This window comes from Nitrosomonas supralitoralis (assembly GCF_003011925.2).
In the GTDB taxonomy this organism is placed as follows: Bacteria; Pseudomonadota; Gammaproteobacteria; order Burkholderiales; family Nitrosomonadaceae; genus Nitrosomonas; species Nitrosomonas supralitoralis.
Genome location: NZ_PXXU01000001.1, coordinates 95,886 through 119,345, shown reverse-complemented (window position 1 = coordinate 119,345; position 23,460 = coordinate 95,886). Strand labels below are relative to the sequence as shown.

Here is a 23,460-nt window from a genome sequence, read left to right as displayed (position 1 = left end):
ACGATTCACGGAGAATCCTATGACTAAGCAAACTCAAGAAGCCTATATTGTAGCTGCTGCACGTACTCCGGTGGGAAAAGCGCCGCGCGGCATGTTTAAAAACGTACGTCCTGATGATATGTTGGTGCATGTGCTGCATGCGGTGATGAAACAATGCGAAGGTTTGGATCCGGCAGCGATTGATGATGTGATTGTTGGTTGTGCCATGCCGGAAGCGGAACAAGGGATTAATGTCGCACGTGTGGCGTTGTTATTGGCGGGCTTGCCCAATAGCGTAGCAGGTATGACGATCAATCGTTTTTGTGCATCAGGCCTTCAGTCGGTAGCTCTGGCAGCGGATCGTATTCGCCTAGGAGAAGCCGACGTGATGATTGCGGGAGGCACTGAAAGCATGAGCATGATACCTATGATGGGTAACAAAGTTTCCATGAACCCATTGATGTTTCAACATGAAGAAAATGTTGCGATCGCTTATGGGATGGGTATGACCGCAGAGAAAGTGGCCGAACAATGGAAGGTTTCACGTGAGGATCAGGATGAGTTTGCGCTGACCAGTCATCAACGCGCAATAAAAGCCATCGAATCTGGCGAGTTCCAGCAGGAAATTGCACCTTATCCGGTGGACGAAAAGCGCCCTGATTTGGTTACGCACAATGTGCGTGAAAAAGTGATCTTAAAAAATACTGACGAAGGGCCGCGTGCCGATACCAATCTGGATGTGCTGGCCAAATTGAGACCGGTTTTTGCTGCCAAAGGCTCGGTAACCGCAGGAAATAGCTCGCAGATGTCAGATGGTGCCGGGGCGGTGGTTCTGATGAGTGAGGCGGCGATGAAACGTTATAATCTATCCCCATTAGGTCGATTTATTGGATTTTCGGTAGCGGGGGTGCCGCCAGAAATTATGGGTATCGGTCCGATCAAAGCCATTCCCAAAGTGCTCGCACAAACTGGAATCAAGCAGGATGATTTGGATTGGATTGAACTAAACGAGGCATTCGCGGCGCAAAGTCTTGCCGTGATTCGTGAGCTGGGGCTGGATCATAATAAAGTAAATCCTCTGGGTGGTGCAATTGCCTTGGGTCATCCGTTAGGCGCAACCGGATCAATCCGGGTGGCTACATTGCTGCATGGGTTGCGGCGCCATAAGCAGAAATATGGCATGGTCACCATGTGTGTTGGCAGCGGTATGGGTGCAGCAGGAGTGTTTGAGGCGCTTTAACAAACCGATGCAGCGTAAAAACTGATGAAAAAACAGTTTTTTTACTAAATTCAAAAGCCGGTCAGTCAAGCTCGCCCGGCTTTTAAATGTATTACCGTAATCGGTGACTGACCCATAGCGATGCCGCAAATAGCAGCACTGCGCCGCCTTGATGGGAAGCTGCCAGATGAATTGGCACTACCTGCAATAGCGTTGTGATACCTAAGCTGATTTGCACTGCCAGCATTAATAAAAAAAGATTACATGCAAGGCGTGTAGTGTCGGATAGTTCAGCTTTGCGCGATTTGAACCAAAAGAGTGGTACTAAAAAAGCTAATAACCATGCAATCAACCGATGATCAAATTGTACCGTGGTAATATTATCAAAGAAATTTCGATACCATGGCTCCAGAATAAAGAGGTCTGGCGGGATTAAATGTCCGTTCATTAACGGAAAGGTATTGTAAGCTAAGCCAGCGCGGATACCGGCAACAAAACCACCGGACAGGATCATGATAAAAATTAATGAAGTGAGGCTATAGGAGAATCGCCGTAAGCTTTGAATTTTTTCATTGGGTTTGGGGTGCTCGCTTTGCGGCACAAGTAGACCTAATGCGACCCAGAACATTGCGGCGAAAATCACAAAGGCCAATCCCAGATGTGCGGTAAGCCGGTACTGACTAACATGCGGATCGTTAACTAATCCACTCATGACCATGTACCATCCCATAAAACCCTGCAATCCTCCCAGAATAAATATCCCCGTTAGCTTAATTCCCAAGGATCGATCAATACTTTTTTTAACCAGAAAGTAAACAAAAGGGACAAAAAATACTACTCCGATAAGCCGCCCCAGCAAGCGATGAAAGTACTCCCACCAGAAAATATTTTTAAATTCACCAACACTCATGCCCTTATTGATTTTCTGATACTGTGGTGAAGCACGGTATTTTTCTAGTAGAACATCCCAATCTTCCTGTGTGATTGGAGGCATGGTACCCACTATGGGTTGCCATTCAACAATCGAAAGCCCTGATTCGGTTAATCGCGTAACACCACCAACTACTATCATGGCAAACACCATGACACAACAAATAAGTAACCAGATTGCTATAGGTTTTTGCATAGTCGTAAAAAAATTATTTCAGAAAATAAATCAATGAATCATGATGGATTGTTTTACTTGGCACGCATCAAACGATGCTTAGTGCGTTCCCATTCTTTTTGCTTCTCGGATTCGCGCTTATCATGTTGTTTCTTGCCTTTGGCCAAACCGATTTCCAGTTTAATCTTGCCTGTTTTATAATGCATATCCAATGGGACCAGAGTATATCCAGAACGCTCGACTTTTCCGATAAGTCGCCTGATTTGTTCTGCGTGCAACAACAATTTGCGAGTACGTATCGGATCAGGGTTGATATGCGTGGAGGCTGTATTAAGTGGACTGATATGACAGCCTATGAGATATAATGCGCTGTTTCGAATTATAACATAAGCTTCTTTTAGTTGAACTCGACCATCACGTATGGCTTTAACTTCCCATCCTTCCAGTACCAGGCCTGTTTCATACTTCTCTTCGATAAAATAATCGTGAAAGGCTTTTTTGTTTTGTACTATACTCATACTGGAACTAAGCAGTGGGAATGGCTAAAATTTCACGTATTTTATCAGTTTTTCGGTGTTTCCTCATTGATACGGATTGATTTACTTTATGGCAGAAATAGAAAAATCAGTTTTGGTTGAATACTCAGCAAGTCAAATGTTTGCATTGGTTGATAATGTCGAGGAATATCCAAAATTCCTTCCATGGTGCGGCGGTACTTCGGTTGACCCTCAGGATGAAGTAACTACACATGCTACAGTCAAGATTGACTATCATCATATCCGACATAGCTTTACCACTGAAAATAAGCGCTACCCACCTGATTTGATTGAAATGAGTCTGTTGGATGGTCCATTCGAGCATCTGGATGGTTATTGGCAGTTCGTTTCATTAGCAGAAGATGCCTGCAAAATAAAATTTCGTTTGCACTACACTTTTTCGAATAAAATCCTGGAGAAACTTGTTGGACCGGTGTTTCACATGATCGCGAATAGCTTCGTGGAATCCTTCATTGAGCGGGCGCAAGTAGTTTACGGCAAGCGATGACTACAGTTTTTCAAATTGAAATTGCTTATGCACTGCCGGAGATTCAAATTGTGAAAAAAATTAATGTGCCAGATGGTTGCACAGTTGAGCAAGCGATAGCAATTTCAGTAATTCTGGAGCAATTCCCGGAAATTGATCTGACTAAGAATAAGCTCGGTATTTTTGGAAAATTTGTGCAACTGGATACGAAATTGCGACCTGATGACAGGCTCGAAATTTACCGACCACTGATAATCGATCCGAAGGAAGTCAGAAGAATGCGTGCTAAACGTTCAGTATGCTCAGAAAATCGACGATAATCGTCATTACTGAAAGATATTTATAAGACTAATTTATCATCAGGTTATCCTGCTAAAATTGAATTTTGCGTTTATTTTTATTCTGAGTTTTGATTGTTACTTCTTAGCTATCTCAATCTTGCCTGAAGATCACGCTTCCTACAAATTGTGATGTATCGATAGCCTTGGAATTTCCACAGATCTGATTTTATGCTTGATATTGTATCCATTTTTTCATCTGGTGGCGCACTTTCCAATCACATCACAGGATTTCGCGCGCGCTCACAGCAATTAGAAATGGCGCAAACTATTGCGACAACCATAGCCAAGAATCAAGTATTGGTTGCCGAAGCAGGTACTGGAACCGGCAAGACTTTCGCCTATTTGGTGCCAGCTTTGCTGGCGGGCGGTAAGGTGATAATTTCAACTGGCACAAAAACACTACAAGATCAATTATTTAAGCGCGATATTCCGACGATACGTGCAGCCCTTAAAATACCGGTTACGACTGCATTATTAAAAGGGCGTGCCAATTATATTTGTCATTATCATTTGGAAAGAAGTCTGCAAGATACTCATCTAAGCTTTATCGATCATGACGAAATTCAATATCTGCAAAAAATTAAACGCTACGCTAACATCAGTAAAAGCGGAGATAAAAGTGGTCTTAGTGAAGTGCCCGAAATGGCTGCCATTTGGCAGCATGTAACTTCAACCCGAGATAACTGCTTGGGTTCCGAATGTCCCAGCTATAAACAATGTTTTGTAATGGAGGCGCGCAAGCAAGCATTAGCGGCAGATATTGTAGTGGTTAATCATCACTTGTTTTTTGCGGATGTCATGTTGCGTGATGAAGGTTTGTCTGAATTGTTGCCTGCCTGTAGTACGGTTATTTTTGATGAAGCACATCAATTACCGGAAACGGCCAGTTTGTTTTTTGGTGAATCGATCAGTACCGGACAGTTGCTGGATCTTGCACGCGATGCAAAATTGGAGGCCATCCAGTCCGCAGGTGATTTTGTGCCGCTGCCTGACGCAATTGCTGCTATGGAAAAAGCTGCGCGGGATTTGCGCCTGACCATCATAGAAGATAACACGCGGCTATCGTTATCGGCGATAAATCAACAGCCGAATTTTAATGTTGCATTGAATCAACTGCTGGAGCAGTTGATTCACTTGGTCAAGTTGCTGGAGAGTCAGGCTGAACGATCCGAGGGGTTGGAAAATTGCCGCCAGCGAGCAACCAATCATCTGTATTTGATTCAACGCTGGTGTGATGAAACAGAGATGCAAGATTATGTTCGCTGGATTGAAGTTTACCATCAAGCATTGCAACTCAATGCGACTCCACTATCGATTTCTGAAATCTTCCAGAAACAAATGCTGGCATCGCCACGTGCTTGGATTTTTACTTCAGCGACGTTGTCGGTCAAAAAGGATTTTTTTCATTACAATAGTGAAATGGGATTGATCACAGCACAAACCGCCTGTTGGGATAGCCCATTCAACTTTTCTGAGCAGGCGCTGCTCTATGTGCCGGTTGGGTTGCCGGAACCGCATCATAAAACTTATATCGATCAGGTTGTTCAATCGGCATTGCCGGTTTTGCGCGCCAGTCGGGGACGCGCATTTTTCCTGTGCACCAGTTTACGCGCGATGCAGCGGATTTATGAGTTATTACAGAATTCCGATGATTTCGACGATTTTCCGCTATTACTGCAGGGGCAGGGGTCGCGCACATATATGCTGGAGCGTTTCCGCGAATTAGAGAATGCAATCCTGGTGGGCAGTCAATCTTTCTGGGAAGGGGTCGATGTGCGAGGTGAGGCATTGTCACTGGTTATTATTGATAAACTTCCGTTTGCCCCTCCGGATGATCCTGTTTTATCAGCACGAATTGAGAAGATTAATAGCGCAGGTCGCAATGCTTTTATGGAGTATCAATTACCTCGCGCTATTATTAATTTGAAGCAAGGCGCTGGCCGATTGATCCGGGATGAAACGGATCGTGGTGTTTTGATGATTTGTGATCCGCGTTTGACAACAAAAGCTTATGGCAGGCAAATATGGCAGAGTTTGCCTCCCATGAAGCGAACGCGTGATTTGGCAGAGGTTGAACGCTTTTTCGGTGTTGCTTAGACAGGGTTGACTGAATCTTTCTCCGCAGTTATCAAAGAATTAACTAAGGTATAAATAGTTAGGATTATGAAATTAGCAACATGGAATGTTAATTCACTCAAAGTGCGTTTGTCACAAGTCATTGACTGGTTAATGGAAAATCAACCTGATGTGCTATGTTTGCAGGAAATTAAATTAATTAATGAAAACTTTCCTGTAAATGAAATAAAAGTTGCAGGATATGAATCAGTATTTATTGGGCAGAAAACTTATAATGGGGTTGCGATACTCAGTAAACAAGCAGCAAGTAAAGTCATTACCGCAATACCCGGTTTGGCGGACGAACAGAAGAGAGTAATTGCTGCAACTTATGGTGATCTACGTGTCATTTCTGCATATGTACCGAATGGGGAACAGGTTGGATCAGAGAAATATAGTTACAAACTACGCTGGTTGCCGCACTTTACACAATGGCTGCAGCAGGAATTAATAGATTATAAGAAATTGGCAGTGTTAGGCGATTTTAATATCGCGCCGGAGGATCGCGATGTTTATGATCCTAAGCTCTGGGAAGGGAGGGTGTTATGTAGCGAACCGGAACGCACTGCTTTCAGGAATTTACTTAGCTTGGGATTGACAGATAGCTTTCGCTTGTTTGAACAGCCAGAAAAATCATATACTTGGTGGGATTATCGTATGATGGCTTTTCGCCGTAACCAGGGGTTGCGGATCGATCACATATTACTCAGCGGCGAACTCTCCAGTGCATGTGTGGCATGTACGGTTGATAAAGCGGTGCGCAAATTAGAACGCCCATCGGATCATGTGCCCGTTATAGTTGAGCTATCTCTCTGAACCGGATACTAAGGTTGTTGTACATCGTTATTGATGGAGTCGATGCAAGTAATTTACTGGCGATAGAGCGTAATTTATGTCGAAACAAGATATTTTGAGCCTGATTCAAACGTCGCAATAGCAACCCATATTATTTTGTTTAAGAATATCTGTTAAGTTTGAGATTTATCTCATGTATTTAAAAATAGAATTAAATAAATTTCGACTATTGGCATCACCCAGTTACTGTTATCTCTAGACTTTATCCTTCAATAAATATTTGATAATTAGGTAAAATTTCATGAAGTAACTATAAACACCATTTTTACTAAAACTTTATATCGCTCCATATAGGATGGAATAAAGTAAATAATTAACCACATAAATATAATAGCTTTATTGCTGTTAATGCTAAAAGTCTGACCGATATGTGAAAGCCATATTTTTACTTGTTAAGTATTATAAATCATCTGCTTAAATCACACATAACTGTACCGCAGGAGAAATCAATAGCAAACGAAAGTTATCACAAACCATTAGAAGAGCTAACAGATGAAACTAGAGATATGCACCGACCGATAAGCTCGCACAATAAATTTCCCTCTATTTTGTTATCTGCTTGGTGTCGAATTCAGTCAAGCGATGTCAGATTCAATTCGGAGTAATTGTTGAAACTGTCAGAATCAAAAGTGGGTTAGTGTATTATCTAATTTTACTCGGTATCTTTTTCAGATCATCCTTCATTAATTCCAGATTTTTTTCGCGAGTACTGATTTCCTCTCGTAATCTATCTACCCGATTGAGATATCTTTGGTAATTGCGTTCACTTCCCAGGCGATCCGGCATGCCATCTTTATATTCGTTTTTTACCTCATTGAGCTGATTCTCTTCCTCGGCAATTTTATTTTGCAGTTGTTCGCGTTGGGTTTCGACTTTCATCGATTCTCTTCGCTTCTCAATACGCTCTTCAACTGCTCCCAAATCTACAGGTGGTACGACAATAATCGATGGTAAATCAATGCGCTTGGCATCGTTGGAAGGGATATTCGAGTAAGTTACGTTGCCATGCTCATCGATCTGTTTATAAACATCCGCATAAGATAAGCTAGAGAAGAAAATTAAAGTAATGAACAAAAGATTGTTTCTTGACATTTTATCGGTTGAGTTCTTTTTTTAAAGCCGCAACGTTTCTTTGATGCTTGAACAATTTATTTCGCAACTGTACAACCTTTTCCTGAGAACTATTGTTTAATTCGGGCTTATTGCGGATCTCATCCAAAAATTTCTGCGTATCATTAAATAGCTTTTCTTCAGCTATGAGCTCTTGCTTGAGAATTTGGTGACGCATGCCATCACGATCTTTCTGTGCTGTTTCTTTTATGCGCGGAAGATTTGAGTTTAGGCTTGTTTTTGGTTGACTGGATATTGTATTTCTGGAGAACGAGGTAATAGAAATTTTTTCTGCATTTGAAATGCGGCGATTTGTGAATGTGATATTGCCGTCTTTATCTACAAATTTATAAATTTCTGAACCGGCTATTGCCTGAGGGAAGCCAACCGGAAGTATAAAGATCAATAAAATCAATAATGTTCTAGTTTTCATATTTTTCTGAAAGAATATTGATGACAGTTGCAACCGACTGATAAGTTTATCAAAGTTTTCTTTAATGAAAAGCAAAAAAAGAACTACCAATTCCTCCTTATTACTCTACTTAATATGTATCAGGTATACGTCAATCTTATGGGTTATTAGTGTTGCTCAGCGTATTCTATTTTGCTGAATTTGTAAAAATTATAAGCTGTAATATAAATCGAATTCAATTGGATGTGTAGTGGCGCGTAATAATTTCACCTCATCCATCTTAAGCTGAATAAATGCGTCGATCAGATCATTGGAGAACACGCCACCACGAATCAGAAAATCCCGATCTTTATCCAAGCATTCCAAAGCTTCATCTAACGAGGCACAGGCATTAGGTACTTTGGCGGCTTCTTCTGGCGGTAAGTCATAAAGATTCTTATCCATTGGATCACCAGGGTGTATTTTATTTTGGATACCATCTAAACCAGCCATCATTAATGCAGTAAAGGCTAGATAAGGATTCGCAGTTGGATCGGGAAAACGAACCTCAATGCGTCGCCCCTTGGGATTGCTAGTATGTGGAATACGAATTGCAGCCGATCTGTTGCTGGCTGAATAAGCCAGATTGATCGGAGCTTCAAATCCGGCGACCAATCGTTTATATGAGTTTGTGCTAGGATTGCAGATGCCATTAAGTGCTTTGGCATGCCGGAGGATGCCGCCGATATAATGTAAAGCGATCTCAGATAAGCCTGCGTAACCATTGCCAGAGAATAAATTTTTGCCATCTTTCCAGATCGACTGATGCACATGCATGCCGGAACCATTATCGCCCACGATCGGCTTGGGCATAAAAGTTGCCGTTTTGCCGTATGAATGCGCAACGTTATGTATGACATATTTAAGGACCTGGTTCCAGTCCGCGCGTTTTACAAGACTGTTAAAGCGCGTGCCTATTTCGCATTGACCTGCGGTAGCTACTTCATGGTGATGAACTTCCACGGCTACACCCATTTCCTCCAGAGTCAAGCACATTGCAGAGCGAATATCCTGTAATGAGTCTACCGGAGGGACAGGAAAGTAGCCTCCTTTGATGGCGGGGCGATGACCGACGTTACCGCTTTCGTATTTGATTGCCGAACTCCAGGCTGCTTCATCTGATTCTATTTTGACCGAACAACCCGACATGCCGGTATGCCAACGTACCGAATCGAAAATAAAGAATTCAGGTTCCGGGCCGAAGTAGGCAACATCTCCTATGCCAGTTGATTTTAGGTAAATTTCTCCACGCTTGGCTAATGAGCGTGGATCGCGGCTATACCCTTTGCCATCAGCGGGCTCGACCACATCGCAGGTAAGCAACAGTGTGGGTTCATCCATGAATGGATCTAAATTGGCGGTATCAGGGTCAGGGATTAATAACATATCTGAAGCTTGAATGCTTTTCCAACCACCAATTGATGATCCGTCAAAAGAGTGACCATCTTCAAATTTATCTGCATCAAAAGTGTGTGCCGGCAGAGTGACATGATGTTCTTTTCCATTGGTATCGGTAAAACGCAAATCAACGAATTTGATTTCATTGTCTTGAATCAATTTCAAAACATCAGCTACCACCATATTTATTTCTCCCAACTAACGTCACGTATTTTATAAAAGAAGCACACTCAGATAAGATTATACCAGCACAACAGCCGAATAATTTGAAACGATATTAACGATTATTATCAACCAAACTGAATGGGAATAGATCAGCATGTATCTGGCTGTGCATTCTATTGTAGTATCATGAACAATGTCGTTTTGGTTCGCGGGAAGTCAATTTGCAGGCAATGTGTATATCAATAATGCATTGTTCTGGTTAATCAGTGGGAATTTGCAGTAGTTCTATTCTGAATGTCCGAAGCACTTAACATACTAAAGGAAGTTTTTGGTTATCCAGCTTTTCGCGGGCAGCAAGCGGAAGTAATTGCGCATCTTGCCAATGGAGGCGACTGTTTGGTATTGATGCCAACGGGCGGTGGTAAGTCGTTGTGTTATCAAATTCCAGCGTTATTGCGTAATGGTGTCGCTATTGTCGTGTCTCCGCTCATTGCTTTGATGCAGAATCAAGTTACTGCATTGCACGAGATTGGAGTGCGTGCCGCGGTTCTGAATTCTTCACTATCACAACAAGAAGCTATGCAGGTTGAGCAGAGGCTTTTAGCAAACCAATATGATTTGCTGTATGTGGCACCTGAGCGCTTGTTGACTGCGCGGTTTCTGAATCTAATTGCACGCATTCCGCTTGCCTTGTTCGCAATTGATGAGGCCCATTGTGTTTCGCAATGGGGACATGACTTTCGTCCAGAATACATTCAGTTATCCATTTTGCACAAACGCTTTCCTGAGGTTCCCCGTATTGCATTAACGGCAACTGCTGACATGGAAACGCGTAAGGAAATCATTGAGCGGCTTGGGCTGGATATCGCCAAGATATTTGTGTCGAGTTTTGATCGGCCGAATATTCGCTATCAGATCGTCGATAAAACCAACAGCCGCTCGCAACTACTGACTTTCATTCAAGCGGAACATCCAGGAGATGCTGGAATTGTGTATTGTCTGTCGCGTAAAAAGGTGGAAGAAACGACTCTTTGGTTGAAGAAACAAGGCCTGCATGCGGTAGCCTACCATGCTGGGATGAGCATGCAACAGCGAAGCATGAATCAGGAAAAATTTTTGCGCGAGGAGGGTGTCGTGATGGTTGCTACGATTGCGTTCGGTATGGGTATTGACAAGCCGGATGTACGTTTTGTTGCGCATCTGGATTTACCGAAAAGCATTGAGGGATATTATCAGGAAACCGGGCGGGCTGGGCGCGATGGACAGGCAGCTAATGCCTGGATGGCATATGGTCTCGGCGACGTTATTCAGCTGCGACGTATGATTCAAGAATCCGATGCGCAGCTTAAATTTAAGCAAGTTTCCGCGCGTAAACTGGAGGCCATGTTGTCGCTATGCGAGACGACTAACTGTCGTCGTATTCGAATGTTAAGTTATTTTGGTGAGATAATCGACACAATGGGGTGCGGAAATTGTGACACTTGCTTAAACCCGCCCAAAGTCTGGGATGCTACAGTCGAAGTGCAAAAGGCTATGTCGTGCGTTTATCGTACCGGACAGATTTTCGGCGCAGGCCATTTGATTGATGTTTTGCGTGGCAATCTGACCGCTCGTGTAAAAGAATGGCATCACGACAGAATCAGTACTTTTGCGATTGGAGAAAAGTTGCCTGAAAAAACCTGGCGTGCGATATTTCGCCAAATTGTTGCGCTAGGCTTGTTGACAACGGACAGTGAAGGGCACGGTGCTTTGCATCTGACAGAGGCTAGCCGTGCTGTACTTAAAGGCCAGCAGAGCGTCTATTTGCGTCAGCAAACAAGAACAGAGCGATTATCTGGAAAGCGCAGTGATGATGATCCGATGCCTCTGGATTCAGCTGAGCGTTATTTGTGGGAGCAGTTACGTTTATGGCGGGCGAAGATAGCCAAAGAGCATGGTGTTCCGGCCTACGTAATTTTTCATGACGCTACTTTGCATGAATTGGTGCGTTTACGCCCACAAACGGAAGAGGAATTGAGCCAAGTGACAGGCGTCGGTGCACGCAAACTCGATAAATATGGCCATCACCTGGTGGAAATCCTGCGTGGGAGCTAAGAAAGCATCGCTTGACATGATTTAAGTTAAGGGGTGTTGATAACCAAGTGCTTGAAATTTTTTTCTGTTCTGTTATATACTCAAATCCTCAAAATAAATATGGTAAATATAAATAAGGAAATTATGTGATGAAATTATCAATTTTTACTGTAGCGCTTTTAGTTTTTTTAACAGCCTGCGGAAGCGCTGATATGGGCGATCCAAGCGCTAGCGCCGATGACTGCCAATTTGGAATAGATGGTAATGGTAATTGCCTGAAAGAGGGACAAGATCCCCGCCCTTACGGTGGAACCAGCAAACCTGGACATTAATTGTCAAAGATTTTCATAGCACAATAATCTCATTCAAACGTGAGACAAAAAAAGCCGCCTGAAGAGGCGGTTTTTTTTGTCTCTGTAATTATGCTTGTTTACAAGTTTGATAGAAGCCGTAAAAAATGGAATCCATGTGGTTAAGGTTCAGCAGTGACTAGATTTGTATAGTATCGTAGTGTATAAATTTTGATGGTGAGAAATAACACGGTTCTTTCTGCTTTCGTTGCCGATTATAGAAGTTTCCTGTGTATTCGGTATTCTCCTGAATTGCTGCTTGGTCGCGTCAAGAATTTTAAGAATACGCCAGTTCAGTTTTAAGTATGTTCCAGAAGTTTTTTTTCCATTGAAGCATTGTTATATCAATCGCTCTTGCAACTCATGGAAGTGATCATGCCAAACTTGCCTCAACAAGCTAAGCATAAGTATGAATAATTTTCAATGCATCTGAACGATTCCAGGTTCCCTGCGATTCTGCTTTGACCGCAGGCAGTTGATTGGACGCGCTCCTTTGCACGGTATAAACGCGCACGCTTCCCTGATCATCAGGAAGTTTAGAGATAGGTATTCGGTTGTTCAGAATATTCTGGTAACGTGCTGGTGATATTCTATCTTTGGCAGGTAAATTCATCCATGGCCGCACTATTTCAAACAATCCATCGCGCTGTGCAATATCTCTATCATGAAATTCTTTGTGAACAATACCCGAAGCGACAGACATCCATTGCACATCTCCAGGGCCTATCTTTCCCCCTCGTCTGAGTTGTTGTGATGTTCTACTTCGCTACTATATTTCAAAGCCACGATGAGGATGTTCATCTACGCCTATGCGTTTAGTTGTCGGCGGAAATTCCAGCGGGTCTGCATAATCAAACAGTAAAAAAGAACTAATGGTTACTCCCGGCTGTGGCTAACTAAACAGGGAAGGAACAGGAAAGCTGTTGTCGATCCAATAAAGCTCATTACTACGCATTATATGTTGGAGTTTCTCGGCAGTTGACCCAAGTTTGGTTGTGAGCATCTTCTTTTTCCTCCTACTATAATATAGCCTTCGTAGGCTATACGTTCACACACTGTTGAAAACCTAGGTTTCTTCAAAAGTCGCGTTCGGGAATACAGAACAATGCAACATCAATTTGATAACATGAATGCCTTTCTACAGGCAATGGTAACTGGCAGTATCAGCGTGTGCAGCACAGCGTATTGGTCTGTCAAAATTCGTTGTCAGTAAACGTACCAGAGATCCCGAAACTGTCTTAAAGGTTGAGTGGTTGCATTGATCAGGCGTAGTGTGCCCTCGACAGATAAAGAAACTGCATTCTATCAGCGTGAGCGTGCAATAATGTTGCAGTTTGATCAGTCAACAGAAGCACTTATTGAACAAGACATAGGCTCCGTTCAAAGATTAATCGCAGTCGAATCGTCCTAATGATGGCTAGCCAATGCGCAATGTAGCGATTTCAGGGCTTGGAATTACTATTTTTCCAATATTTATAGCTGTGGGAGTCTTGATGGAAGGTCAGTTAATCAATGCATTGCCGTTCATCACCCGATGGCAGATAAAATCTACGAGATTTATTCACAAAATCGTCATCTGTTAAATAAAGTTCGTATGATCATTGATCATCTGGTTGCTTTGTCTGGCAGAGATCCTCATTGAGAAAGAGATTTGAAGATGTCGATTGTTTTTTGATAAGAAGATACTCATAAATATTTAGCCAGTTAAAACATAAGAGGAAGATATGATGATAAAAATTATCGGAATTACGGGTAGTCTGCGGAGTGGCTCATTCAATACTGCACTTTTACGTGCAGCCAAAGAAATGGCTCCCAACAATGTTGCATTTGAGATCGAAACGCTCAAGGGTATCCCACTCTACGACGGAGATATTGAGAGTGCCGAAGGTATTCCCGAAACAGTAATTACGCTACAGGAGAAAATTGCGGCTGCTGATGGATTATTACTGGCTACGCCGGAGTACAATAACTCCATACCCGGCGTATTCAAGAATGCGTTGGACTGGCTGTCACGGCCACCGAGCGCGACTGCACGGGTTTTCGGTAGTCGTCCGGTTGCAATAATAGGCACCACTCCCGGTGGATTTGGTACAGTACTTTCACAAAATGCCTGGCTGCCTGTGTTACGAACATTAGGAACGCATCCGTGGTTCGGTGGACGACTATTGGTTTCTCGGGCACATCAAGTCTTCAATGAGTCCGGCGAGATGGTAGATGAAAAGGTGCGCAAACAACTGGCAGACTTCCTTATTGGGTTTGTCGAATTTATTCAAGTCAACGACAAGGTGCAGAAATAAAATACTCAGGCACTGAAAATGACGATGATACGATTCTTATCTTTTTGTCTTTGCAGCGGTGAATTTGGGCGCTACATAATGGGTGACTATAGGTTCGCTTCCGCTTACGAGTAATGTATGAATTTCTGTCTGTAAATCTCGATCCGCATGAGTTACGCGTTCGTGCTGACGAAGATGTTCGATCCATGAGTCGACGCAAAAGGATTCAATAAAGTGATGTGGCTTCTCGGTATGCTCGAACACGCCCCAGGCAAAAGCACCATCGCGACGACGGCGTTTACTGAGTTCACGTATCTTGGTTAAAAACTCACTTGTTTTGTCGTTCCGAACCGTATACTGAATCGTTATCAGGACCGGCCCGCGATCATGTGACACACTCTCATGCACTAATGGCGTCGGCCAATGCATTGAAGGTGTGAGATCAACATCATCAACGTCACCGATGTGCCAGCGCCAAGTGACCAGTACGGCTACTAATGTACCGATCGCTGCAAGCATCAATGATGTTGAAATGCTTGTCATTTCAGCAACTTTTCCCCACAGCAGGCTGCCAAGTGCCATAGAACCCATGAAGACAGCCATAAATACAGCGAGCCCACGTGAGCGCACCCAATTCGGAAGTGCCATTTGCGCCGTTACCTGGAGTGATGACAAGACAGTGATCCATGCAATTCCACTCACACTCATCGCCAAACACAGAAAAATCAATTGATCAAAGATTGCCAACGCAAACATGGTGCTTGCATACACGACTGCCGCTAACGCAACTAACATATCACGTGAGATTTTTTTACGAAGCTTGGGTAACACGAGAGCTCCGATGACAGCTCCAGCGCCGATGGAAGCTACCAGGATACCGAATGTCTCCGGCCCTCCAATTGTCATGCTCTTGACCAATAGTGGCAATAGAGCCCAGGAAGCACTGGCAAAAAGAAAAAATCCAAACCCTCGAATGATAGCTGCTTGAAGATCAGGTGCGTGACGTGCAAAACGAAAGCCGGAACGTAGAGCACTAAAAAATCTTTCGTTCGGCAATTCACTGATCGGAACCTCGCGTTGCCAGCGTGCCAGAGCTAAGATGACAAGTAAATATGAGAACGCATTTAAAATGAATACTGGACCCGTTCCAGCAAAGGATACAATTATTCCGGCCAGTGCCGGACCAATTGTACGTGCCATATTGATACCGAGGCTATTCAAAGCGATAGCAGACTGTAACTCAGTGCGCGGCACAAGTTCCGGCGTCATCGCAGCCCACGCTGGCATCATCATTGCTGTCCCGATTCCCATCGCAAAAGTCAATGCGATCAAAGTCCATGCCGAGGTAATACCACTCAGCGTCATAAATCCTAGTAGCCCAGCTACCAGTGCCAACCATAACTGCACTACGATAAGATAGCTGCGTCGATCAACGATATCAGCCAAGGCGCCCGCGGGCATGGCCAATAAAAAAATGGGCAGAGTGGTAGCGGTCTGGATCATCGCTACCATTATCGGTGTTGGCGACAAAGTGGTCATTAACCAGCTAGCGCCGATATCATGCATCCAGGTTCCGATGTTTGACACGAGGGTGGCCACCCATAACATACGAAAAACAGGAATCCTAAGCGGAGACCATGTCGATGTCGTATTGATTAAGTCGTTCAAGTTTTTGCCTGCATACTGAAAGACCAGATTCTTCCAAGCTCCACTATCGTATCTTCATAAGTATATGATAGAAGCAGAAAAATTTATATTCTTGGCTGCGAAGGTTGATGTTTGTTGTGGAAATTATCCTTGCTATATTGGACTGCAATCCTGGTTGTCCCCAGATGTGCTCGTATTCTTGTCATTATAAATCTGGTTCGTCTCATCCAGAAGGCATGTATATATCATACTACCAACTCGTGGTCATGAGCTGAGGTCTTTTGGACGCCGAGTTTCTGTCGATGCGCTATAGCGCATGACTAGATGTGGGAATGCGCAAGAAAATAACACTGCCGACGGTTGGTATCGCCGGCAGTGTTATAACAGATGCGCTGATTGAGTTTTCAAGACAATATCTTGTATATCAACACTGTTGAAGCAACAAGCAGTAATAGTTGAACAGGTTGTTAAAATCGCAGCACTTATCAAATCTTTAACTCATACTAAAAGCTAAATAAAATTTTTTTTTCGGTGTGTCCTGCGGTTGAGGTCCGTTCAACTCAATTATTACTGAGCGATGGTGTCAATACACTCACCATATTATTTATTGCGATGAAAGCAAAGATCGTCCATTCAAATCTTTAGCTTCTCTTGCATTATTGGTATAAAACCCTTTGAGCTGCTCAAGTTGTGCAGCTGAAACCGTGATTACTTTGGGCAGAAGATACCATTGTACGCCTTCGCTGCATGGTGGCGTAGTTAATGAACCTGCAATTGTATAGTAATCCAGGTTTGCGGGATCCAGATCAGCAGGAAGCAATTGTGCAGGATTGATCTGTATGCCGGCACTTGCGTTCTTACCGTTTTCTTCATGTGGAGTGTTTTCCAGAATGGTTCCAAATATTGGATTCTCATCACCAATATCAATTGCGACAGCCAGGACTATAATCCTTCCATCCTCATTGATATGAACATAATGCAGTTCGGCCGGAAAATTTTTGCCTTTCACGACATGTTCACTGGGTTCATGAAAGTGAAATTGAATCAATGGAAATGATTCCTCTCCTATCATCAACGCACCCTTATAATCTGTAGATGTATTTACTTGCACGCCATGCCCGCTATTGAAGAAAACCGGTGCAGTGTCAGTGCCATATAAAGCTGCTAGTTTACTGAGAGGTTTTGAGTCGTTGATAGTTGCAGCTCCAAGATCAATCGGGGATTGATGCTTGCCTATACCACATTCTCCAAAAGGATAGTTCAGTGGCACGTTTTGTGTTGGATCCTGAATTGCCCACCAAGTTGCCTGTTCATCATGGCTCCAGTGCGGTGAAGCAGAGACAGCCAGGGTTGCGTAACATGTAAAAATTGTAAAAGCCAAGTTTCTCAATATCTTTGTATTCATGAATTAACTCCGATTGCAAATAGTAATTGGATTAGCAAGGGTGATTTCTACAGTATTCAATCATTGATGGCTTATTATCCTGATTGGAGTCTTGAGATGATTGAGAGCTTGTGCTCTCAGTTGACGCATTGGGTTGAGCGGATTGTTTCTGCTGGCTAGCGTCAGGCGATGATCTTTTTTGCTGACTAGGTTCAATCAGCAATTTTGATTTACTATCATCTGACTCAGCAAAACATGAAGCAATACTTAAACTTAATGACACAGCCAAAAATAGTTTTATAAGCATGATTTTCCTCTTTAATTAAAGAAAGATTTTTATTCACAATTTGCAAAATGTGGCTTGCACATTATCACAAGGAAGTTGAGAAAATGTTAATAGAATGTTATGAATGTGTTAATAAAGTGTCAACAAAAACAGCTGACAATATCATTTTTATTACAATTGAAGTTAAATTTGTTCTTGTTAATTACGAAAATTGTAGATTTATAAGCTCAATTCTGAGCTAACACATTTTTCCTAAACATCTTTTATTACAGAGTGTTATTCTGCGAGAAATTTAAATTCTCTTGAGAGATATTTCTTTGGTGCTCATAAATCAAGCGTATTGCCCCTTTCTATATTTCCGGTGCATATCAGGTTTTTTATAACTCTCTCCTCATAAGAAAAAGAATCTTCGGTAAAACTGGAGCAGTTCATTATTAAAATTCCGATTCAATGCCACCTTAAAAGTAGTTATATATCATGCTAATAGCCTAGAATAATAATTATCAAGAGAAAACAAACTCAGCATATAAAAAATATGAGTGTATGAATTACACAACAATATAAAGTCGAAACTTCGGTGTTACAGTAGGGATTTGAAGGATTATCATGTAAATTTGAAGCTGAAAGCTTTTTTTTAGGAAGATGCAGGATTTTGCACGTCTGGATCAGGACTTATGTAATTGTCATGTTATAGCTTGATCGGACTTAACTCATTAAGGGGAAAATCACCATGCTCGCGTTTCTCTTCTACGTCATTTTGTTCGTGGTTGTCATCGTTGGTCTGATTCTGGCCGTTCCATTGATACGCCGTCATTTGGTTACCAATCAAATATTGAAAATTTTTCGCAAAATGCTGCCGCAAATCTCGCAAACGGAGCAGGAAGCATTGGATGCCGGTACGGTGTGGTGGGAAGGCGATTTATTCAGCGGAAAACCCGATTGGAAAAAATTACTGGCTTATCCTAAGCCGCAATTAACACCAGAGGAGCAAGCATTCCTCGATGGTCCGGTAGAGCAGTTGTGTGTGATGCTGGATGAATGGAAGATTACGCATGAATTAAAGGATTTGCCACCGGAGGTGTGGCAATTCGTCAAGGAAAAAGGTTTCTTTGGTTTGATTATTCCCAAGCAATATGGTGGTTACGGTTTTTCAGCGTTGGCCCATTCAGAAGTTGTGATGAAGATCGGCTCGCGTAGCGGTACGGCGGCGGTGACGGTAATGGTGCCAAATTCACTCGGGCCGGCTGAACTTCTATTGCATTACGGCACTGAAAATCAGAAGGAATATTATTTGCCGCGTCTTGCCAAAGGATTGGAAGTGCCTTGCTTTGCGCTGACTTCACCGGAAGCGGGTTCCGATGCCGGTGCGATGCCGGATTTTGGTGTCGTGTGCCGCGGCGAGTATGACGGTAAAGCAGACATCCTGGGTATGCGGGTAACCTGGGAAAAGCGCTATATTACGCTGGGACCGGTTGCAACTATTCTGGGATTGGCTTTCAAACTATATGATCCGGATCGGTTGTTAGGTAAAGAGGAAGACCTGGGCATTACGTTGGCTCTTATTCCCACGAATACGCCGGGTGTCAATATTGGTCGTCGTCACTATCCATTGAATGGCGCATTCCAGAATGGTCCAAATTCTGGTAAAGAAGTATTTATTCCAATGGACTGGATTATCGGTGGACAAGAAGGTGTTGGGCAAGGATGGCGTATGCTGATGAATTGTCTGTCCGTAGGGCGAGCCATTTCGTTGCCAGCGACCAGTGTGGGTGCGGCTAAATTGGCTGCCCGCACCTGTGGCGCCTATAGCCGGGTACGTACGCAATTCAAAACTCCGATCGGTTACTTTGAAGGCGTCGAGGAAGCATTGGGTCGTATTGGCGGTAACACCTACATGATGGATGCCGCGCGTGTCTTGACAATCGCTGCAGTTGATCTGGGTGAGAAACCTTCGGTGGCATCGGCAATCGTCAAATACCATTTGACCGAGCGTGGACGATTGGCGATCAACGATGCCATGGATATTCACGGTGGTAAAGGTATTTGTATCGGCCCAAGAAACTATCTGGGACGCACTTATCAGCAGATTCCTGTCAGTATCACCGTTGAAGGTGCCAATATTCTGACACGTAACATGATTATTTTCGGCCAGGGTGCATTACGCTGCCATCCTTATCTGTTAAAAGAGGTGAATGCTGCGCATGATAAAAATCAAGATAGTGCGTCGCTGGCATTTGATGAAGCCTTAATCGGGCATGCAAAGTTCATATTGCGGAATACCGCGAACAGTTTTGTGTATGCATTGTTCGGCAATCACATCAAGGACAATGCGCCGGAAAACTGTACGCCGGAGACGGCTGCCTATTATCGCCAATTGGCTCGTTTTTCCGCCAGTTTCGCCTTTATTGCGGATATCGGACTTATACGCTTGGGTGGATCACTTAAACGCAGGGAAAGGTTATCAGCCCGGTTAGGTGATATTCTGAGTATGTTGTATTTATGTTCGGCGACGCTGAAGCGCTTTGAGGATGATGGCCGTCCAAATTCTGATTTACCATTGCTGCACTGGTCCATGCAGGATGGCATTTATCGTATGCAACAAGCATTCGATGAATTCCTGGCCAATATTCCGGGACATTTTACCTTCGTTTGGTTGCTGAGAGTCTTGGTCTTCCCGCTCGGTAAGCGTTGTAGACCGCCTCTTGATGTGCTGGCACATGAAGTTGCCAGGCTAATGATGGCACCCGGTGCTGTGCGTGATCGATTGACTGCCGGCATTCATGTGCCGACTGCAGAACATGAACCGATGGCTGAGTTGGAGCAGGCATTGCAATGCGTTATCGAATGTGGAGCGATCGAAGCTAAGCTGCGGGAAGCTGTCAAGTTACGCAAAATTTCCGACCATGGTGATGGACAGATTGATCAGGCAGTGCAATTGAACGTGATCACCGAGGTAGAAGCAAGCCTGCTGAACAAATTGAAAGATTTACGCAGCAAGGTAATAAAAGTTGATGATTTTAAACAGGATTTTGAAAGAGAGGCAAAATCTTCTAATAACGAAAGTATTAGTGCAACCAGAAGCATTGATGCTGTGATGAGCGCTAAAGGCGCTATCAACGCTAATTATGTTATCGATAATGATATTGTGGATGAGACTGATGACACAACTACCACTGGTAAAGTTAAAAATAGTGCCAAAACCACGAGCAGAAAGAAAAGTAATCCTGTGACAGAAGATACTGAGATTGTGGAAACAGTTAAATGAACTGGTATGTAAGATATCAGTGAATACGATGACGCAGTATCGGTAGTCAAAGTTGGAGTGTGCGCATAAGAGGGAATGCTATGCAAATCGAGCAAGACGCAATGACCAGCGTTATTCCGGTGGAAAAAGCGAAAACACTGGATGGTCTTTTCAGAGAGCGCGTGCAGCGCTCGCCGCAGTCAGTCGCTTATCGGTATTTTGATCCGATCAGTGAGCAGTGGTGCAGCTATACCTGGGAGCATATGAATCAACAAGTGGCGCGGTGGCAGGCGGCTTTGCTTAACGAAAAAGCTCTGGTTCCTGGGGACCGTGTCGCGGTAATGATGAGAAATTGTCCGGAATGGGTGATGTTCGAGCAGGCAGCAATGGGTCTGGGGCTCGTTGTAATTCCTTTATATACCGATGATCGAGTTGAAAATGCGGCTTATGTTATTAATGATGCAAATGTAAAATTACTGTTACTGGAAAATTCACAACAATGGCGGCAATTTGTAACTCTGCAGAATGAAATAGAGGAGTTGCAAAGGATTATTATACTCCGGCCTTACGAATCGGATAATGCTGGCGCTTGCGATAACGATCGCGTCGTTTCCGCAGTGGAATGGCTGTCAGTGCGCGCCACCGAGGTGAAGCATATTAACAGCAGTCCGGATTCGCTTGCTACGATCATCTATACATCCGGCACATCAGGTCGTCCCAAAGGTGTGATGCTCAGTCACCATAATATTCTGACCAATGCATATAGCTGTCTGAAAGTTATCCAGGTGATACCCGAGGATATACTGCTTTCTTTCTTGCCTTTATCACATACCTTTGAGCGCACTGCTGGTTATTATGTGCCCATGATGACGGGCGCCACAATTGCTTACGCACGTTCGATTCCGCTATTGCAGGATGATCTGTTGATAATCCGGCCAACAATAATGATTTCAGTGCCGCGTATCTATGAACGGGTTTATGCGGGCATACAGGCAAAACTGGCTGAAGGCTCCGGTTTTGCGCGCTGGTTATTTAATCTTGCCGTCGATGTGGGTTACAGTCGGTTTGAGTGCCAGCAGGGCAGAGGATATAGGCGACTGTCACATGTGTTGTGGCCATTATTGAAAAAATTGGTGGCTGATAAAGTGATGGGTAAACTGGGTGGTCGATTGCGTATGGTGATGAGCGGCGGTGCCGCATTGTCGCCAGAAGTTTCGCGTGTTTTTATTGGGCTCGGGCTACCGATTCTGCAAGGATATGGAATGACTGAGAGCAGTCCTGTCGTCTGTGCCAATCGACTCGAAGATAATGTGCCGGCTAGTGTCGGTTTGCCGATTCCCGGTGTAGAAATCAAGCTGGGAGAAAATAACGCATTGCTGATTCGTGGGCCGAACATAATGCTGGGTTATTGGAATAATCCTGACGCAACGCAAGCGATTATATCACCGGACGGCTGGTTGAATTCTGGCGATATCGCATCGATTGACGTTCAGGGCCACGTGACCATCACCGGACGATTGAAAGAAATCATTGTGTTGTCTACCGGAGAAAAAGTGCCCCCGGCTGATATGGAAGCGGCGATTTTGCGTGATCCGCTATTTGAGCAAGTCATGCTGGTTGGTGAAGCGCGCCCCTACTTGAGTGTTTTGGTTGTCTTGAACCCGAAGCACTGGCAAAGTTATAGCACACAGCATGGTCTGGAGGAAGTTCTGGTGCATGAGCAATCAGGGCAACGGATTGAAGAAATTTTATTGGAAAAAATTGCACATCAAACCAGTGGATTTCCAGGCTATGCCAAAATACGCCGTGTTGCAGTTGTGCGAGAGCCATGGAGCGTTGACAATGGCTTGCTGACACCGACGCTGAAATTGAAGCGCGCCAAGGTATTTGAGAAGCACAAGGCGGAAATCGATGGGCTTTATGCAGGGCATTAACAGGTCGTGTGATGGCACGATCAGAATAAGTGACCTTAAATTCGAGTTAGTGGACGGCGCAATACCGGCTTGATCCACTTAAACTGGATTGCAGATCACTTGGATCTTGATCGGGCCAGTGAGCGTGGCAGGATCAGCGTGATCGAAGTCATTGCGATGAATGGCAACGAGATCATACACTGATTTTAACCGCATTGGACGTGTTCAATCTGTCGAGCACCAGCAATATCCTGCAAGTGGATGGCAATAACAATGATATTGTCGTCGGACTCAGCAGCGATTGGACCGATGGCGGCATTGCTGGCCATTATCACATTTTTACCAATGATGAAGCGATGCTGCTGGTTTGAGTTCAGGTGGCAGCGGATTTCGCATAACGAAATGACAAATGTGAGTTATTTGAGGCTTTCCTATATAATCTGTTGTTAAAACAATACGGTTATTCTTTACAGCAAAGGTGGAGTGTGGAGATACTAATCAATCTACTGTATGTCCGATTCTATAA

The 23,460-nt window shown here is 43.7% G+C and carries 19 protein-coding genes and 1 pseudogene; 11 read left to right on the top strand and 9 right to left on the bottom strand.

Translation table 11 applies throughout. The features are described 5' to 3' along the window. Nucleotides 1–19: 19 nt before the first annotated feature. Nucleotides 20–1,219 carry an acetyl-CoA C-acyltransferase gene (locus tag C7H79_RS00470; RefSeq protein WP_106705327.1) on the top strand — a complete coding sequence of 400 codons (1,200 nt, stop codon included), beginning with the start codon at nucleotides 20–22 and terminating at the stop codon, nucleotides 1,217–1,219. Between the two features lie 91 nt (nucleotides 1,220–1,310). On the opposite strand, the gene C7H79_RS00465 is transcribed toward C7H79_RS00470, so the two are convergent. Then, nucleotides 1,311–2,324: a COX15/CtaA family protein gene (locus C7H79_RS00465; RefSeq protein WP_106705326.1), complete on the bottom strand. Its 1,014-nt coding sequence runs from the start codon at nucleotides 2,322–2,324 to the stop codon at nucleotides 1,311–1,313. A gap of 53 nt (nucleotides 2,325–2,377) precedes the next feature. After that, a complete protein-coding gene (gene smpB, locus C7H79_RS00460) occupies nucleotides 2,378–2,821 on the bottom strand; it encodes an SsrA-binding protein SmpB (protein ID WP_106705325.1) in 444 nt (147 codons plus the stop codon). An 88-nt stretch (nucleotides 2,822–2,909) separates the two neighbouring features. On the opposite strand from smpB, the gene C7H79_RS00455 reads away from it, so the two are divergent. From C7H79_RS00455 to xth, 4 genes are all read left to right on the top strand, one after another. Then, entirely contained in the window at nucleotides 2,910–3,347 is a 438-nt protein-coding gene (locus C7H79_RS00455; protein WP_106705324.1) for a type II toxin-antitoxin system RatA family toxin, read from the top strand. Next, nucleotides 3,344–3,646 carry an RnfH family protein gene (locus C7H79_RS00450; protein ID WP_106705323.1) on the top strand — a complete coding sequence of 101 codons (303 nt, stop codon included), beginning with the start codon at nucleotides 3,344–3,346 and terminating at the stop codon, nucleotides 3,644–3,646. Before C7H79_RS00455 ends, C7H79_RS00450 begins: the two co-directional genes overlap by 4 nt. 189 nt (nucleotides 3,647–3,835) lie before the next feature. Next, complete coding sequence (gene yoaA / locus C7H79_RS00445; protein ID WP_106705322.1) at nucleotides 3,836–5,764, top strand: DNA repair helicase YoaA; 1,929 nt, start codon at nucleotides 3,836–3,838, stop codon at nucleotides 5,762–5,764. 66 nt (nucleotides 5,765–5,830) lie between these two features. Further along, complete coding sequence (xth, locus tag C7H79_RS00440) at nucleotides 5,831–6,598, top strand: exodeoxyribonuclease III (RefSeq protein WP_106705321.1); 768 nt, start codon at nucleotides 5,831–5,833, stop codon at nucleotides 6,596–6,598. Between the two features lie 681 nt (nucleotides 6,599–7,279). On the opposite strand, the gene C7H79_RS00430 is transcribed toward xth, so the two are convergent. From C7H79_RS00430 to glnA, 3 genes are all read right to left on the bottom strand, one after another. Then, the gene (locus C7H79_RS00430; protein ID WP_106705320.1) at nucleotides 7,280–7,729 is read right to left on the bottom strand and encodes a DUF4124 domain-containing protein; all 450 of its coding nucleotides are present in this window, start codon (nucleotides 7,727–7,729) and stop codon (nucleotides 7,280–7,282) included. 1 nt (nucleotide 7,730) lies between these two features. Further along, nucleotides 7,731–8,270 (bottom strand): DUF4124 domain-containing protein, encoded by a 540-nt coding sequence (locus tag C7H79_RS00425; protein WP_242447061.1) that lies wholly within the window; start codon nucleotides 8,268–8,270, stop codon nucleotides 7,731–7,733. 99 nt (nucleotides 8,271–8,369) lie between these two features. After that, on the bottom strand, nucleotides 8,370–9,779 hold the full coding sequence (gene glnA, locus C7H79_RS00420; protein WP_106705319.1) for a type I glutamate--ammonia ligase: 1,410 nt from the start codon (nucleotides 9,777–9,779) through the stop codon (nucleotides 8,370–8,372). 276 nt (nucleotides 9,780–10,055) lie between these two features. On the opposite strand from glnA, the gene recQ reads away from it, so the two are divergent. Beyond that, a complete protein-coding gene (recQ, locus tag C7H79_RS00415) occupies nucleotides 10,056–11,855 on the top strand; it encodes a DNA helicase RecQ (protein WP_106705318.1) in 1,800 nt (599 codons plus the stop codon). Nucleotides 11,856–11,983: 128 nt separating this feature from the next. Beyond that, the gene (locus C7H79_RS00410; RefSeq protein ID WP_106705317.1) at nucleotides 11,984–12,166 is read left to right on the top strand and encodes a hypothetical protein; all 183 of its coding nucleotides are present in this window, start codon (nucleotides 11,984–11,986) and stop codon (nucleotides 12,164–12,166) included. A 415-nt stretch (nucleotides 12,167–12,581) separates the two neighbouring features. On the opposite strand, the pseudogene C7H79_RS00405 reads toward C7H79_RS00410, so the two are convergent. After that, nucleotides 12,582–12,914: pseudogene (locus C7H79_RS00405) on the bottom strand (hypothetical protein); the annotation flags it as partial. 994 nt (nucleotides 12,915–13,908) lie between these two features. Between C7H79_RS00405 and C7H79_RS00400 the strand changes: the two are divergent. Further along, nucleotides 13,909–14,481: an NADPH-dependent FMN reductase gene (locus C7H79_RS00400; RefSeq protein WP_242447060.1), complete on the top strand. Its 573-nt coding sequence runs from the start codon at nucleotides 13,909–13,911 to the stop codon at nucleotides 14,479–14,481. Nucleotides 14,482–14,517: 36 nt separating this feature from the next. Here C7H79_RS00400 and C7H79_RS00395 read toward each other — a convergent pair whose 3' ends face one another. The 3 genes from C7H79_RS00395 to C7H79_RS00385 form a co-directional block, all read right to left on the bottom strand. Then, nucleotides 14,518–16,128, bottom strand: a complete 1,611-nt coding sequence (locus C7H79_RS00395; protein WP_242447059.1) for an MFS transporter — start codon at nucleotides 16,126–16,128, stop codon at nucleotides 14,518–14,520. Between the two features lie 583 nt (nucleotides 16,129–16,711). Beyond that, on the bottom strand, nucleotides 16,712–17,512 hold the full coding sequence (locus C7H79_RS00390; protein ID WP_106705313.1) for a carbonic anhydrase: 801 nt from the start codon (nucleotides 17,510–17,512) through the stop codon (nucleotides 16,712–16,714). 31 nt (nucleotides 17,513–17,543) lie between these two features. Beyond that, nucleotides 17,544–17,798: a hypothetical protein gene (locus C7H79_RS00385; RefSeq protein ID WP_106705312.1), complete on the bottom strand. Its 255-nt coding sequence runs from the start codon at nucleotides 17,796–17,798 to the stop codon at nucleotides 17,544–17,546. A gap of 709 nt (nucleotides 17,799–18,507) precedes the next feature. On the opposite strand from C7H79_RS00385, the gene C7H79_RS00380 reads away from it, so the two are divergent. The 3 genes from C7H79_RS00380 (at nucleotide 18,508) to C7H79_RS17785 (ending at nucleotide 23,305) form a co-directional block, all read left to right on the top strand. Further along, nucleotides 18,508–21,042, top strand: a complete 2,535-nt coding sequence (locus C7H79_RS00380; RefSeq protein WP_106705311.1) for an acyl-CoA dehydrogenase — start codon at nucleotides 18,508–18,510, stop codon at nucleotides 21,040–21,042. 80 nt (nucleotides 21,043–21,122) lie between these two features. Then, nucleotides 21,123–22,955, top strand: a complete 1,833-nt coding sequence (locus tag C7H79_RS00375; RefSeq protein ID WP_106705310.1) for an AMP-dependent synthetase/ligase — start codon at nucleotides 21,123–21,125, stop codon at nucleotides 22,953–22,955. Between the two features lie 200 nt (nucleotides 22,956–23,155). Continuing rightward, nucleotides 23,156–23,305, top strand: coding sequence for a hypothetical protein (locus C7H79_RS17785; protein WP_172592312.1), 150 nt, complete (start codon nucleotides 23,156–23,158; stop codon nucleotides 23,303–23,305). The last annotated feature ends 155 nt before the right edge of the window (nucleotides 23,306–23,460 follow it).